The 13,555-nt window shown below is 71.0% G+C and carries 10 protein-coding genes; 4 read left to right on the forward strand and 6 right to left on the reverse strand.

Annotation, left to right across the window (positions count from 1 at the left end; all coding sequences use genetic code 11):
• A partial coding sequence (locus tag FRZ03_RS40245; protein ID WP_261398912.1) for a GPW/gp25 family protein occupies positions 1–218 on the reverse strand: 218 nt, incomplete at its 3' end.
• A gap of 419 nt (positions 219–637) precedes the next feature.
• Between FRZ03_RS40245 and FRZ03_RS11765 the strand changes: the two genes are divergently transcribed.
• Positions 638–3,160, forward strand: a complete 2,523-nt coding sequence (locus FRZ03_RS11765) for an ATP-dependent Clp protease ATP-binding subunit (RefSeq protein ID WP_146465088.1) — start codon at positions 638–640, stop codon at positions 3,158–3,160.
• Positions 3,161–3,214: 54 nt separating this feature from the next.
• Here FRZ03_RS11765 and FRZ03_RS11770 read toward each other — a convergent pair whose 3' ends face one another.
• Positions 3,215–6,256 carry an NACHT domain-containing protein gene (locus tag FRZ03_RS11770; RefSeq protein ID WP_146465089.1) on the reverse strand — a complete coding sequence of 1,014 codons (3,042 nt, stop codon included), beginning with the start codon at positions 6,254–6,256 and terminating at the stop codon, positions 3,215–3,217.
• 58 nt (positions 6,257–6,314) lie between these two features.
• The gene (locus FRZ03_RS11775; protein ID WP_146465090.1) at positions 6,315–6,956 is read right to left on the reverse strand and encodes an HAD family acid phosphatase; all 642 of its coding nucleotides are present in this window, start codon (positions 6,954–6,956) and stop codon (positions 6,315–6,317) included.
• A 451-nt stretch (positions 6,957–7,407) separates the two neighbouring features.
• Between FRZ03_RS11775 and FRZ03_RS11780 the strand changes: the two genes are divergently transcribed.
• A complete protein-coding gene (locus FRZ03_RS11780; protein ID WP_146465091.1) occupies positions 7,408–7,956 on the forward strand; it encodes a M23 family metallopeptidase in 549 nt (182 codons plus the stop codon).
• Between the two features lie 7 nt (positions 7,957–7,963).
• Here FRZ03_RS11780 and FRZ03_RS11785 read toward each other — a convergent pair whose 3' ends face one another.
• Positions 7,964–8,557, reverse strand: a complete 594-nt coding sequence (locus tag FRZ03_RS11785; RefSeq protein WP_146465092.1) for a TetR/AcrR family transcriptional regulator — start codon at positions 8,555–8,557, stop codon at positions 7,964–7,966.
• 125 nt (positions 8,558–8,682) lie between these two features.
• Here FRZ03_RS11785 and FRZ03_RS11790 point away from each other — a divergent pair, with 125 nt between their 5' ends.
• On the forward strand, positions 8,683–10,254 hold the full coding sequence (locus FRZ03_RS11790) for an MDR family MFS transporter (protein WP_146465093.1): 1,572 nt from the start codon (positions 8,683–8,685) through the stop codon (positions 10,252–10,254).
• Between the two features lie 447 nt (positions 10,255–10,701).
• Here FRZ03_RS11790 and FRZ03_RS11795 read toward each other — a convergent pair whose 3' ends face one another.
• The gene (locus tag FRZ03_RS11795; protein ID WP_222443366.1) at positions 10,702–11,463 is read right to left on the reverse strand and encodes an SDR family oxidoreductase; all 762 of its coding nucleotides are present in this window, start codon (positions 11,461–11,463) and stop codon (positions 10,702–10,704) included.
• A gap of 117 nt (positions 11,464–11,580) precedes the next feature.
• Between FRZ03_RS11795 and FRZ03_RS11800 the strand changes: the two genes are divergently transcribed.
• Complete coding sequence (locus FRZ03_RS11800) at positions 11,581–12,183, forward strand: TetR/AcrR family transcriptional regulator (protein ID WP_146465094.1); 603 nt, start codon at positions 11,581–11,583, stop codon at positions 12,181–12,183.
• A gap of 3 nt (positions 12,184–12,186) precedes the next feature.
• Here the strand turns inward: FRZ03_RS11800 and cseC are convergent, their stop codons facing one another.
• The gene (cseC, locus tag FRZ03_RS11805; protein WP_146465095.1) at positions 12,187–13,545 is read right to left on the reverse strand and encodes a two-component system sensor histidine kinase CseC; all 1,359 of its coding nucleotides are present in this window, start codon (positions 13,543–13,545) and stop codon (positions 12,187–12,189) included.
• Positions 13,546–13,555: the final 10 nt, after the last annotated feature.

The following is a 13,555-nucleotide window of genomic DNA, read 5'->3' on the forward strand; positions in this document are numbered from 1 at the left end:
AGGGTGCTGACCAGTTCGGGGGCGGTCGGCGCGAAGACCAGGTCGAGCAGTCCGCAGCCGAAGTCGGGGCGCATGACGCGCTCGCCGCCGCCGGTGAACAGCAGCTGTTCGCCGAGGTCGTGGATGTGCCCCGCGGGGCGGGCGCTCCCGGTTCGACGGGGCGGCGCGGAAGGGGGACCGTGGAGGGAGTGGAGACCGGGCGGGCCATGCCACTGCAACCGGCGGGACGGACGGCGAGTTACGCTGGGTGCCCCATCGGGTGCGCGGCGTGCTCGAAATGGACGCGTACGGGGGCGGGGAGAGCCGCAAGGTTGTTCGCCCATAGCGGAGGGAACGGGGCCGCGTGGCATGGAGTGTCAGTCCCAGCGGGTAAGACATGCCTAGTGGGAGGGGGCGACCTGCGGGCGAGGCGGTCTCCCGTTCGCCATCGGCGTAGTGGCGAGTGGGGTAACTGTCTGGCCTGGGGGAACATCGTCTCGCACCATCGGGTTGGAGCAGATGTCGGCGTTCGGGGTCAGGAGGCCATCGACGGTGTCGGCAGTTGGAATGAGCGGTCCCCGCTTGCGGGACTAAGCTGCGGAAGGACAGGGAGGGGAAGTTCCCCCCACTGCCTGACCGCTCTGAGGAGCGATTAACGATGTTCGAGAGGTTCACCGACCGCGCGCGGCGGGTTGTCGTCCTGGCTCAGGAAGAAGCCCGGATGCTCAACCACAACTACATCGGCACCGAGCACATCCTCCTGGGTCTCATCCACGAGGGCGAAGGTGTCGCCGCTAAGGCCCTGGAGAGCCTCGGCATTTCGCTCGAGGCGGTCCGCCAGCAGGTGGAGGAGATCATCGGCCAGGGCCAGCAGGCCCCGTCCGGTCACATCCCCTTCACCCCCCGTGCCAAGAAGGTCCTGGAGCTGTCGCTCCGCGAGGCCCTTCAGCTGGGCCACAACTACATCGGCACGGAGCACATCCTGCTCGGCCTGATCCGTGAGGGCGAGGGCGTCGCCGCCCAGGTCCTGGTCAAGCTGGGCGCCGACCTCAACCGGGTGCGGCAGCAGGTCATCCAGCTGCTCTCCGGTTACCAGGGCAAGGAGACCGCCACCGCCGGCGGCCCCGCCGAGGGCACCCCCTCGACGTCCCTCGTCCTGGACCAGTTCGGCCGGAACCTCACCCAGGCCGCTCGTGAGTCCAAGCTCGACCCGGTCATCGGGCGCGAGAAGGAGATCGAGCGGGTCATGCAGGTGCTGTCCCGCCGTACCAAGAACAACCCGGTGCTGATCGGTGAGCCCGGCGTCGGCAAGACCGCCGTCGTGGAGGGCCTCGCCCAGGCCATCGTCAAGGGCGAGGTGCCCGAGACGCTGAAGGACAAGCACCTCTACACCCTGGACCTCGGCGCCCTGGTCGCCGGCTCCCGCTACCGCGGTGACTTCGAGGAGCGCCTGAAGAAGGTGCTCAAGGAGATCCGCACCCGCGGCGACATCATCCTGTTCATCGACGAGCTGCACACGCTGGTCGGTGCGGGTGCCGCCGAGGGCGCCATCGACGCGGCTTCCATCCTGAAGCCGATGCTGGCCCGCGGTGAGCTGCAGACCATCGGTGCCACCACGCTGGACGAGTACCGCAAGCACCTGGAGAAGGACGCGGCCCTGGAGCGCCGCTTCCAGCCCATCCAGGTCGCCGAGCCGTCCCTGCCGCACACCATCGAGATCCTCAAGGGCCTGCGCGACCGGTACGAGGCGCACCACCGCGTCTCCATCACCGACGAGGCGCTGGTCCAGGCCGCCACCCTGGCCGACCGCTACATCTCGGACCGCTTCCTGCCGGACAAGGCCATCGACCTGATCGACGAGGCCGGCTCCCGGATGCGCATCCGCCGGATGACCGCGCCGCCGGACCTGCGCGAGTTCGACGAGAAGATCGCCGGTGTCCGCCGGGACAAGGAGTCCGCGATCGACTCGCAGGACTTCGAGAAGGCCGCCTCCCTGCGGGACAAGGAGAAGCAGCTCCTTGCCGCCAAGGCCAAGCGGGAGAAGGAGTGGAAGGCCGGCGACATGGACGTCGTCGCCGAGGTCGACGGCGAGCTGATCGCCGAGGTCCTCGCCACGGCCACCGGCATCCCGGTCTTCAAGCTGACCGAGGAGGAGTCCTCCCGCCTGCTGCGCATGGAGGAGGAGCTGCACAAGCGGGTCATCGGCCAGAACGACGCCGTCAAGGCGCTGTCGAAGGCGATCCGCCGTACGCGTGCCGGTCTGAAGGACCCGAAGCGCCCCGGTGGCTCGTTCATCTTCGCCGGCCCGTCCGGTGTCGGTAAGACCGAGCTGTCCAAGGCGCTCGCCGAGTTCCTCTTCGGTGACGAGGACGCGCTGATCTCCCTCGACATGTCGGAGTTCAGCGAGAAGCACACGGTCTCCCGTCTCTTCGGTTCGCCCCCCGGCTACGTGGGCTACGAGGAGGGCGGCCAGCTGACCGAGAAGGTGCGCCGCAAGCCGTTCTCCGTCGTCCTGTTCGACGAGGTGGAGAAGGCCCACCCGGACATCTTCAACTCGCTGCTGCAGATCCTGGAGGACGGTCGCCTGACCGACTCCCAGGGCCGGGTCGTGGACTTCAAGAACACGGTCATCATCATGACGACCAACCTCGGCACCCGGGACATCTCCAAGGGCTTCAACCTGGGCTTCGCGGCCTCGGGCGACACGAAGACCAACTACGAGCGCATGAAGAACAAGGTCCAGGACGAGCTGAAGCAGCACTTCCGGCCCGAGTTCCTCAACCGTGTGGACGACGTCGTCGTCTTCCCGCAGCTCACGCAGGAGGACATCCTGCGGATCGTCGACCTGATGATCAGCAAGGTGGACGAGCGCCTGAAGGACCGGGACATGGGCATCGAGCTCTCCCAGTCCGCGAAGGAGCTGCTGTCCAAGAAGGGCTACGACCCCGTGCTGGGCGCCCGGCCGCTGCGCCGCACCATCCAGCGCGAGATCGAGGACACCCTCTCCGAGAAGATCCTCTTCGGCGAGCTGCGCCCCGGCCACATCGTGGTCGTGGACACGGAGGGCGAGGGCGACAGCGCGACCTTCACCTTCCGCGGCGAGGAGAAGTCGGCACTGCCGGACGCCCCGCCGATCGAGCAGGCGGCGGGCGGCGGCCCGAACCTGAGCAAGGACGCGTGAGCCTCCGGCGGTTCAGCTGAAAAAGGGGCCGGTGCCTTCGGGCACCGGCCCCTTTCAGCGTTCTTCCACGGTGAGTTCCGCGTTCGGGAAGAGATCCTGATACCTGGAGGCCGGGAAGGAGCTGCCGGGCTGGGGAGTCAGGATCACCGTGCGCAGGCCCGGCAACCGCAGACTCAGCGTGGAGAGGTCCTCGGTTCCGGTCATCAGCGGGACCTGAAGCTCCTCGACGCCGGGAAGTTCCGGCATGTGGTCGAGGGAGTACGGGAGTTCCCGGAGGATCTTCCCGTCCAGGTAGAGGCTGGTGAGGCCGGGAAGTTCGGCGACTTCCCGCCAGTCGGCGGCCGTCAGTTCCGTGGTCAGCGGTCCGAGGCTCAACGTGCGCAGACCGCTCCAGTGCCTCAGTCCGCGCAAACCCGTGCTGTCGGTGCTGAACTTTCCGAGGAAGAGAAAATTGAGCGGCGCGTCGACCGGCAGGGCCTGCGTGAGGTCGTCGCCCGGCAATTGCTGGCTCACGGTGATCGTGATGAGGGACCGCAGAGACCGTAGGCCTGTCGTGTCGGCAATGCCGTTCCAGCCGAGCAGAGTGAGCGGCAGCGCGGAAAGCCGGTCCAGGCCTTTCGCGGCCGGGCAGTTGTCCAGCCACAGGCTGCGAAGACCGGCGAACGACAGAAGAGTGCCCAGATCGGTGAGGTCAGGGTTATCCAATATGACGAGCGACGTCACCGCCTCGGGTGCCGACACCGCGGCCACCAATTCATCGGCCCTGTGCGCACCTTCCATGGACAACCAGTGCCAGGGACGCATCCGCGCGAGCGCCGCGAGTTGCTCGCCCGAGTTGCACCTCAGGTAGAGATCCGTCCGGTCCAGATGGTCCAGCACCTCCGCCGCGTACTCCCCGGCGTCGAACCGCCCCCACGTCCCCACGAGCTGCCGCCGCACATCCAGGTCCCGATGCTCCCGGAACCGACGCAGCACCCCCAGCGCCCCCTCGGGCTCGACCTCCCCGAGGAGGGACGCGGTGACGACCACGCCCAGTGACTCCGCGTCCGTCAGCCCGTCCGGGCCCGGCAGCAGCTCCAGCACCAGCGGTCCGGCCTCCGCCAGGGCCCGGGCGTCCTCCTTCGTCCGCGGCGGGATCAGCGCCGCCGCCCGTGCCTCCACCTCCGCCCGCACGCCCGCGTCCAGGGCCACCGCGTGTTCCAGGCAGGCGAGGGCCAGCAGGGTCAGTCGGGGGGTGTCCCGCGCGAGCAGCTGCCGGAGCAGCCAGGCCCGCTCCCGGGGGCGCGCGTGGGCGACGGCCATGCGGATGACGTCCTCCCACTGGGTGTCGTCGGCGTGGCCGAGCAGCACCTCCAGATGCCCCTCCTCGACCGCGTACCGCGCCCCCAGGTAGTCCTGGAAGGTGCGGTGGACGAAGTCCACGACGCCCTGTGCCGGCTGCCGGAGCAGACCACTGCGCAGCAGCAGCTCCCGCAGGACCGCCGGCGCGTCACCGCCCGCCGAGGCCACCGCCGGCAGGCACCGCTCCACGATGCCCTCCGCCGTGTCGGCGTCCATCTCCGTGCGGCCGCCGAGCACCAGCGCGTACGCGAGCCGTTGCAGCAGCTCCAGCTGGGCCTCCTCGCCCAGTTCGACGGCCATGCCCCGCTCCCGGTCCCGGCGCGCGAGCAGCATCGTGAGGGCGGCGTCGTACAACTCCTTGCGTCCGGTGGGGAGATAGCCCCGGCGTTCGCGGTGCAGGGCGCAGATCAGGCCGCACATCAGGGGGTTGGTCGTCAGCCGGGCCAGATCGCGTTTCGTGCGCAGGGAGTCCAGCAGCGGCGCCTCGAACTCCGGGGCCCGCGCCGCCTCGTGCCAGCGGCGGACGAAGGTGGCGACCTCCGAGCGGCGCATCGGGGCCAGGGTCAGCTCCCGGAAGCCCTCCTGGGCCAGCCAGTCGGCGCGTACGGCGGTCGGGCGGGAGGTCAGCAGCCAGCGGTTGCCGGGGTAGGCCGCGAGGAGGGAGCGCAGCCAGTCGCGGGTGCGGTGGCGGTCGGCGGCCGGTATCTCGTCCAGGCCGTCCACGAGGACCAGGCCCCGGCCCGCCGTGAGCACGCGTTCGGCCCAGCCCTCCGGTGGGGTCAGCGGGCAGCTCACGGCCTTCAGGAAGCCGTCCGGGGCGGGCAGGGCGCCGGTGCGGATCAGGGTGCGCAGGGGGAGGACGTAGGGGACGCGGTCGCCGTCGCGGGCCGCGGTGACCGCGAGCCACTGCACCAGGGTGGTCTTGCCGGAACCGGCGTCGCCGCGCAGCAGCACCCGGTCGTCGGCGAGCAGCGCCTCCTCGGCCCGCAGCCGGCCGTTGACGGCCGACGGGTGCTCGCCGGGCGCCGGGTCGGGCGGGGAGTCCCCGGCCGCCGTCGCCTCCAGGCTCAGGTAGGCGACCTGGAGGGGCCAGCGGTCGGGGGAGTCGCGCAGGTCGACGCCGTAGATGGTGATGTGGTTGTGGTGGGCGGCGACATACGGCAGATAGCGGCGTTCGAAGGCGGTGTCGCGCCCGTCGGGACGCGGGATGCGGACGATCAACTCGTCCACCTTCGCGATGAGTTCGGCCTGTGCCCGGCTCTGCTCCACGAGCGTGCGGGCCACGAAGGACGACCGCCGGGTGAAGAACTCCAGGATCTGGAGGCAGGCCCATTCGGTCGCCGAGTCGAGGAAGTGGCGGGCGTCCGCGGAGAGGCCGTCGGAGCCGGCCGAGCCGTCGCTCAGCCGTTTCGCCAGGTCGCGGTATCCGAGGCGCACCGCCTGTACGTCGTCCATGTCCAGATCGCCGAGCGTCAGCAGCCGCCCGGCCAGCGCGCCGGCCACCGCGTTCCGCTCGTCCGCCGGGAACGGCGCCTCGCCCGGGGACTCCACCGCCCGGGCCACGATCCGCTCGGCGAGCCTGTGGACGTCCTTCTCGCCGAGCGACCGCTTCTCGCCCCGGAACGTCACCAGCGCGGACAGCCGCACCGGCTTGTCCACCAGGCCCGCCCCCGGGCCGTCCTGCACGAACAGCTTCCGCATCAGCGGGCCGATCGCCGCGGACGCCAGCTTGCCGCCCAGTACCGTCGGCTCCATCCGTCACCCCCGTGGTCGTACGACCATCCTGAAGACTACGGACGGAGCCTAACCGGGGTCACGACAACTGGCCGTCGTAGTCGGGCAGTTTGAAGGTGCGGTCGGCGTGGCCGCCGGAGAGGTCGGTGGCACTGTTGCCGATGTTGGCGATGATGTCGTAGCCCTTGCCCTCGATGTCGGCGCGCTGGGCCGTCTTGTAGTCGGCGACGTTCTTGAAGAGGTCGAGGAGCCCGCGCACGTAGAGGCCGGAGACCCGGTATCCGTCGTACTGAAGGTTCCACCTGGTGGGCGCCTCGATGACGCCCGGGCGGGCGGTGACGAAGAAGAGCGAGACGCCGTGCTCCTGGGCGTACGCGGCGACGTCCAGGACCGGCTCGTTGGCCGCCTGGGGGACCTGGAAGCCGAGGTCGGTCGCCAGCGCGGTGTTGTCGATGTCGAGGACGATGGCCTGCTTCTCGCCCGGCCGGGCCTCGGCGATGCGCTCCTTGACGTAGGGCAGGGCCTGGTCCATCACGGTCCGGCAGTCCTGCTGCCAGGTGGCGTAGTCGACCTTGCCGGTGGCGGCGCTCGCCGTCGCCGCCGTGGTGGCGGCCGGGGCCGGGCCGGCGTCCGCCGCCCGGGCCGGGGCGGCCACGGCGGCCAGGGAGGCCACGGAGACGGCGGTCACGGCGAGGCGGCGCGCCAGGGGGCCTGTGGTCATCGGTGGGGGTTCCTCTCGCATCCGGTGCACGGAGATGGCAGGTGCATGCTCGGTGGTGCGGGTGGCGCGAGGGGAACCGTAGGGTTACCGGACGGTAGGTGGATAGGGGTCTGCGTCACATTCGTGGCCGTGCGGATCGGCCGGGCCGGTGATAAGGCGCACAGGCGAAATGTCCCTTACTAGCCCTGATAGTGGGATGGGTCGGCCGGGTAAAGGGTGGGCAAAAGGTGTGTCGGTCGCCGAACCCCGGGTCAAAGACGCACGTCGGGGGCCTGGGTGCCCGGTGGTCGCCGGGCCTGTCAAGGTGATGCCGGCCGGGTGGCCCTCTACTACCGCGCGCCGTAGAAGCGCCACTTTTACCCGGCGGGGCGATCGGTTACCAAGGGATGGCCGCCGCGGTGAACGTCTGTGCGCCGGGCGGCCGATCCGTCCCCGATTTCACGAGGTCTCGATGATCAAGCGCTTCACGTCCCGTGCGTTCCGTGCGTCCTCGCTCCGTACCCGCGCCGCCGTTCTGGCCGCCGGTGTCGCTGTCCCGGTCGTGCTGGGCGCCGGAGCCGCGAGCGCCGCTCCGTCGGCCGCCTCCTGGGTCGACCCGGTGAAGAAGTACTCGTTGTCCGCGGGCTTCAACCAGTCCGGCGCCCACTGGGCCGCCAAGCACAGCGGCCAGGACTTCGCCGTCCCGACCGGCACCGACGTCGTCGCCGTCCACGGCGGCACCGTGGTCAAGGCCGGTCCCAACGGCGCCGGCGACGGCCCCGCGTACGGCAACGCCGTCGTGATCAGGCACGAGAACGGCGTCTACTCCCAGTACGCGCACCTGTCCCGCGTGGACGTGCGGATCGGCCAGAGCGTGAAGGCCGGCCAGCACATCGCCCTGTCCGGCTCCACCGGCAACTCCACCGGCCCCCACCTGCACTTCGAGATCCGTACCACGCCGAACTACGGCTCCGCCCTCAACCCGCTGTCCTACCTGCGTGGCAAGGGCCTCAAGGTCTGAGCCGGCGCTAGCGGTGCGCGTGTTCGTGCGCCTGGGTGACCTGGTCCAGGGCGACCTCGAGAACGGCCGCGCGCTTCTTCTCGACGTCGCCGTCCAGGTCCTGGAGCAGGAACATGCCGGCGTGCAGGGTGAACAGCGCGCTGACCGAGCGCACCTGGTCGACCAGTTCGGCGTCCGGGTCCAGCAGGATGTCCCGCAGGCAGCGCATCCGGTCCTTGAAGGAGTCGCCGATGCGCAGCTCCCGCACCGTCGCCTGGTTCTCCTGCATGAAGCGGAACAGCGGCTCCGCGTGTGAGAGCGCCCGGCTGTAGCGGCGCACTATCTCCTGCTTCGTCTCCAGGGTGTGCGGCTGGCCGCGTCCCCACTCGATCAGGTCCTGGATCGGCTGCGTCAGGTCCTCGAAGAGGCTGACGATGATCTCTTCCTTGGTCTTGAAGTGGTAGTACAGGGCCGCCTTGGTGACGTCGAGACGCTCCGCGATCTCGCGCAGCGAGGTCTTCTCGTAGCCCTGCTCCGCGAAGAGTGCGAGCGCGACGTCCTGGATGCGCTGGCGGGTGTTGCCGCGGCGCTGTTGCTTGGTGCCGTCCATGGTGCCGCCCATCCTCGTACTCCTTGCGCTCCCGCGAAACTTACTTGACGCCCGGCTAGTTGCCGTCTACCTTGCCCAGTGTAGTAACTAGCCGGGCGGCAAGTAAGTGGCCGCCGGGGGGAGTGGGAAGAAGAAAGATGGCGGACACGGTGGAGAGCGCCCCAGAGGGCCGCAAACAGAGAAGCGTGCGCGTGGTGCTGCTCGCGCTCATGATCGCGATGATGCTCGCGATGCTCGACAACATGATCGTGGGTACGGCGATGCCCACGATCGTCGGCGAACTCGGTGGGCTGGAACACCTGTCCTGGGTGGTGACCGGCTACACCCTGGCCACCGCGGCCTCGACCCCGATCTGGGGCAAGCTCGGTGACATGTACGGGCGCAAGGGCGCCTTCCTCAGCTCGATCGTGATCTTCCTGATCGGCTCGGCGCTCAGCGGCATGGCCCAGAACATGGGTGAGCTGATCGGCTTCCGCGCCGTGCAGGGCCTCGGCGCCGGCGGTCTGATGGTCGGCGTCATGGCGATCATCGGCGACCTGGTGCCGCCGCGGGAGCGGGGCAAGTACCAGGGCATGATGGCCGGCGTCATGGCGCTGGCGATGATCGGCGGTCCGCTGGTCGGCGGCACGATCACCGACAACTGGGGCTGGCGCTGGTCCTTCTACATCAACCTGCCGCTCGGCGCGGTCGCCCTCGTGCTGGTCACCGCCGTGCTGCACCTGCCGAAGAAGCGGTCCCAGGCGGGCATCGACTACCTCGGCGTCGTCCTGCTGACCGTCGGCATCACCTCGATCGTGCTCGTCACCACCTGGGGCGGCAGCGAGTACGCGTGGACCTCCGCGCGGATCCTGGAGCTGATCGCGCTCGGCGTGGTCGCCCTGGTCGGCTTCGTCTTCTGGCAGACGAAGGCCGCCGAGCCGGTGCTGCCGCTGCACATCTTCCGCAGCCGCAACTTCACGCTGATGTCCGTCATCGGCTTCATCACCGGCTTCGTGATGTTCGGCGCCACGCTCTTCCTGCCGCTGTACCAGCAGGCGGTGCAGGGCGCGTCCGCGACCAACTCCGGTCTGCTGCTGCTGCCGATGCTCGGCGCGATGATGGTGACGTCGATGGTCGCCGGACGGGTCACCACCAACAGCGGCCGCTACAAGATCTTCCCGATCGTCGGCGGTGTGCTGATGATCGTCGGCCTGTACCTGATGTCGCTGATGGACACGGGCACGACCCGCGTCACCTCGGGCCTCTACATGGCCGTCCTCGGCCTCGGCATGGGCTGCCTGATGCAGATCACCATGCTGGTGGCGCAGAACAGCGTCGAGATGAGGGACATGGGCGTGGCCTCGTCGTCCACGACGCTCTTCCGTACGCTCGGCTCCTCGTTCGGTGTCGCCATCATGGGCGCGCTGTTCAACAACCGGGTCAAGGACGTCATGGCCGAGCGGGCCGGCGCGCTGGGCAAGAACATCACCGAGCAGTCCGCGCAGCTCGACGCGAAGAGCCTGAAGAAACTGCCGCCGCTGGCCCGCGAGGCCTACCAGCACGCGGTCTCCGCCGGCACCCACTCCGCGTTCCTGCTGGGCGCCGCGATCGCCGTCCTGGTCCTGCTGGCGGCCTTCTTCGTCAAGGAGGTCCCTCTGCGGGGCGGCCCCCAGGCCCCGAAGGCCGACGACACGGAACCGGCGGCGCCGCCGCTGGCCGAGGCGGTCTGACCTCGCGCTCTGCGCACCGAAGGCCCCCGGCGGGTGTCCGCCCCGGGGGCCTTCGCCTGTTCGTGAGGGGTGTGACGCGCGAGATCCGCCGATGGCTCGTGGAGTGCGCCCCCGTGCGAACCCGGCCTCCGCGCCCGTGGCATCGGCGCCACGGCGCACGGGCCGGCCCCTGGGGCCGCGGTTGGGCGGCGCCCGGAGGCGACGGCCGTGAGTCTCACGCCGGAGTCGGACGAGCGCCCGGGCAGGCTGTACGTGGGGGAATCGGGAAGCGCCTCGCCGCTCTTCGTCGATTCCCACGCCGAGGACACCTGGCGGGACCGGCGGGCGATCACCGCGGCCGACGACCAGCCCCGGTCCTCACCCCGCCCGCGAGACCGGTCGAGGGCCCGCTCGGACAGGACCGAGAACGAGCCGGGCCCGCGCGGGGCCCTCGCCCCCGCCCCCTCGTCAGCGCTTCGTCGTCAGGCTCGCGCCGCCGGAGGCCTCCAGCACCACGCCGGTCACGAAGCCGTTCGCGGCGAGCATGTGCAGGGCGCGGGCGATGTCCTCGGGGTGGCCGACCCGGCCCACCGGGGTGGCGGCGGCGATGTCCTCGAACATGGCCTGGCGCTGCTCGGCCGGCTTGTCGTCCCACCAGGGGGTGTCGACGATGCCCGGGGCGACCGCGTTGATCCGCAGCGGGGCCAGTTCGACGGCGAGCGGCGGGATCATCGCCTCCAGGGCGCCGTTGATCGCGGCGAGGCCGGCGGTGCCGGGGATGGCGGCGCGGGCGGACGCGGCGGTCACCAGCGTGACCGAGCCGTCCCGGCGCAGCGCGGGCAGCGCGGCCTGGAGCACCTGGACCTGCGGCCAGAACTTGCCGTCGAATCCGGCCGCCAGGTCCGCCAGCTCCAGCGCGGCGAAGGGTCCGGCGCCCTTGCCGCCGCTGAGGGCGACGATCAGATGGTCGACGGTGCCGGACCCGGCGAAGAAGGCGTCCAGCGCGGCCCGGTCCGAGGCGTCCAGCCGGTGGCCCGAGACCTTGCCGCCCCGGTCGGCGAGCCGGGCCACCGCGGCGTCGAGCCGGTCCTGGCCACGGCCGGTGATGATCACCTCCGCGCCGTCCGCCGCGCAGAACGCGGCGGTCGCCTCGCCGATGCCCGAGCTGCCGCCCATGACGACGACACGCTGTCCGGCGAGGGGGTGCGCAAGGGTGTGCGGAGTGCTCATGAGTGGCTTCTCTCCCGAGGCGTCACCGGGTTCCGGCCTGTTGCCGAGAACGTCGGTCTCGCCAAGCGTTGCCGAGACCGCTAGTCTCGTCAAGGGGGTTTCGAGAGGAAGTGGCACGTGCACGACACCAGCGAACCGCGTCCCCACACCGGGCGGCGCCGCAACGAAGCCGCCCGCCGGGCGATCCTCGACGCCGGCCTCGGCCTGCTCGCCGACGCGGACGGCGCCCCCGTCACCGTGGAGACCATCGCGCGGGCCGCGGGCGTCGGCAAGCAGACCCTCTACCGCTGGTGGCCGTCCAAGGGCGCCGTCCTGCTGGACGCGCTCCTGGACCGGGCCGCCCAGGACGTGCCCGCGCCGGACACCGGCAGCCTCCAGGAGGACCTGCGGGCCGTGGTGACCGCCACCTTCGAGTCGGCGCAGCGGTCCCCCTCCGGCCCGGCCCTGCGCACCCTCGTCCGCGAGGCGGCCCGGGACCCGCGGCTGGCCGAACTGCTGCGGACGTTCACCGAGTCCCGCCGGGCGGCGGTGCGCACGGTCCTCGAACGGGGCCGCGAACGCGGCGAACTCCCCGCCGACCAGGACGTCGATCTGCTGGTCGACCAGTTCTACGGCCTGTTCTGGTACCGCTTCCTGCTCGGCCACGCCCCCCTGGACCGGCCCACCGCACTGCGGCTCGCCGACTCGCTGCTCGGCCAGGCCTCGCCCGAGAGGCCCTAGGGTTCAGCCGGTGCTCCCCGACTGCGGCAGCATCGGATAGCTGCCCGTGTTGGTGGGGGCGTGCTCGGGGAGCCAGAGGACCGCCACCGCGCCCTCGGCGGGCAGATGGGCGGGCGTGCCGACCGGGCGGATGTTGCGGAAGGTGAGCCGGGCGCCGAGGACGCGCGCCTGGCCGGCCGCGATGGTCAGGCCCAGCCCGTGCCCCTTGCCCGCGCGGTCCTTGCTGCCGGTGCGGAACCGGCTCGGCCCCTCGGCCAGCAGCTCCTCGGGGAAGCCGGGGCCGTGGTCGCGGACCCGGATCACCCGGCCCTCGACGCTCACCTCGACCGGCGGCCGGCCGTGCCGCGCGGCGTTGGCGAGCAGGTTGAACAGCACCCGCTCCAGGCGCCGCGGGTCGGTCGTCACCTCGGACTCGTGCACGACGCGCACGACGATCGCCGGGTCCTTGGCGGCCACCCGCCGGGCGACGAACTCGCCGAGCAGGATGTCCTGGAGCTCGGCCCGCTCCGAGGCGCTGTCCAGGCGGGCCACCTCCAGCACGTCCTCGACCAGCGTGCGCATCGCCTTGGCCCGGTCCAGCACCAGCTCGGTGGGCCGGCCCGGAGGCAGCAGCTCGGCGGCCGTCAGCAGTCCCGTCACCGGGGTGCGCAGCTCGTGCGCGATGTCCGCGGTGACCCGCCGCTCGGCCTCCAGCCGCTGCCGCAACGCGTCCGCCATGGCGTCCACGGCCCGCGCGAGATCGTCGGTCTCGTCCCGTACGACCCCGCCGATCGCCTCCCGCACCCGTACGTCGGTCTCGCCCCGGGCCACCTCGTTCGCCGCGGCCGCCGCCTTGCGCAGCCGCCCGGACAGCTGCCCGCCGATCAGCACGCCGAGCGCGCTGCCGCCGAGGACGACCGCGATGGAGCCGATGACCAGGGCCTGGTCGAGATCGTTCATCACGCCCAGGGACCGGTCGGGGAAGTGGCTGTGCAGGGAGAGCACGTGCCCGTCCTTGGCGGGTACGGCCGCCCAGATGTCCGGCGGCTTCGAGCCGTGGTCGGAGACGTCGCTGGCCCGCCGCCCGGCCGCCACCTTCTGCCGCAGCGCGCGCGGCAGCCCCGGGTCGTCGATCTTGATGTCGGGGAAGTTCGTCCGCCCGTACAGCTCGTAGTTGCGCTGGGCCAGCAGGACCCGGTCGTTGGCCAGGTCGCGCGCGTTGTCCAGCATGGAGACCCGGGCCGCGTTGTGCACGACCAGGCTCAGCGCGACCGCCACGAGGCCGGCCACCAGCGCGATCGCCGCGCTCAGCTTCCATCTGATCCCGGTGTGCAGGCCCACGCGCTCCATGCGCCGGACCGGGTGGCGAAGAAACCCCCGCATGCCGCCGCTC

The sequence above is a fragment of the Streptomyces misionensis genome (assembly GCF_007896895.1).
Classification (GTDB): Bacteria; Actinomycetota; Actinomycetes; order Streptomycetales; family Streptomycetaceae; genus Streptomyces; species Streptomyces misionensis_A.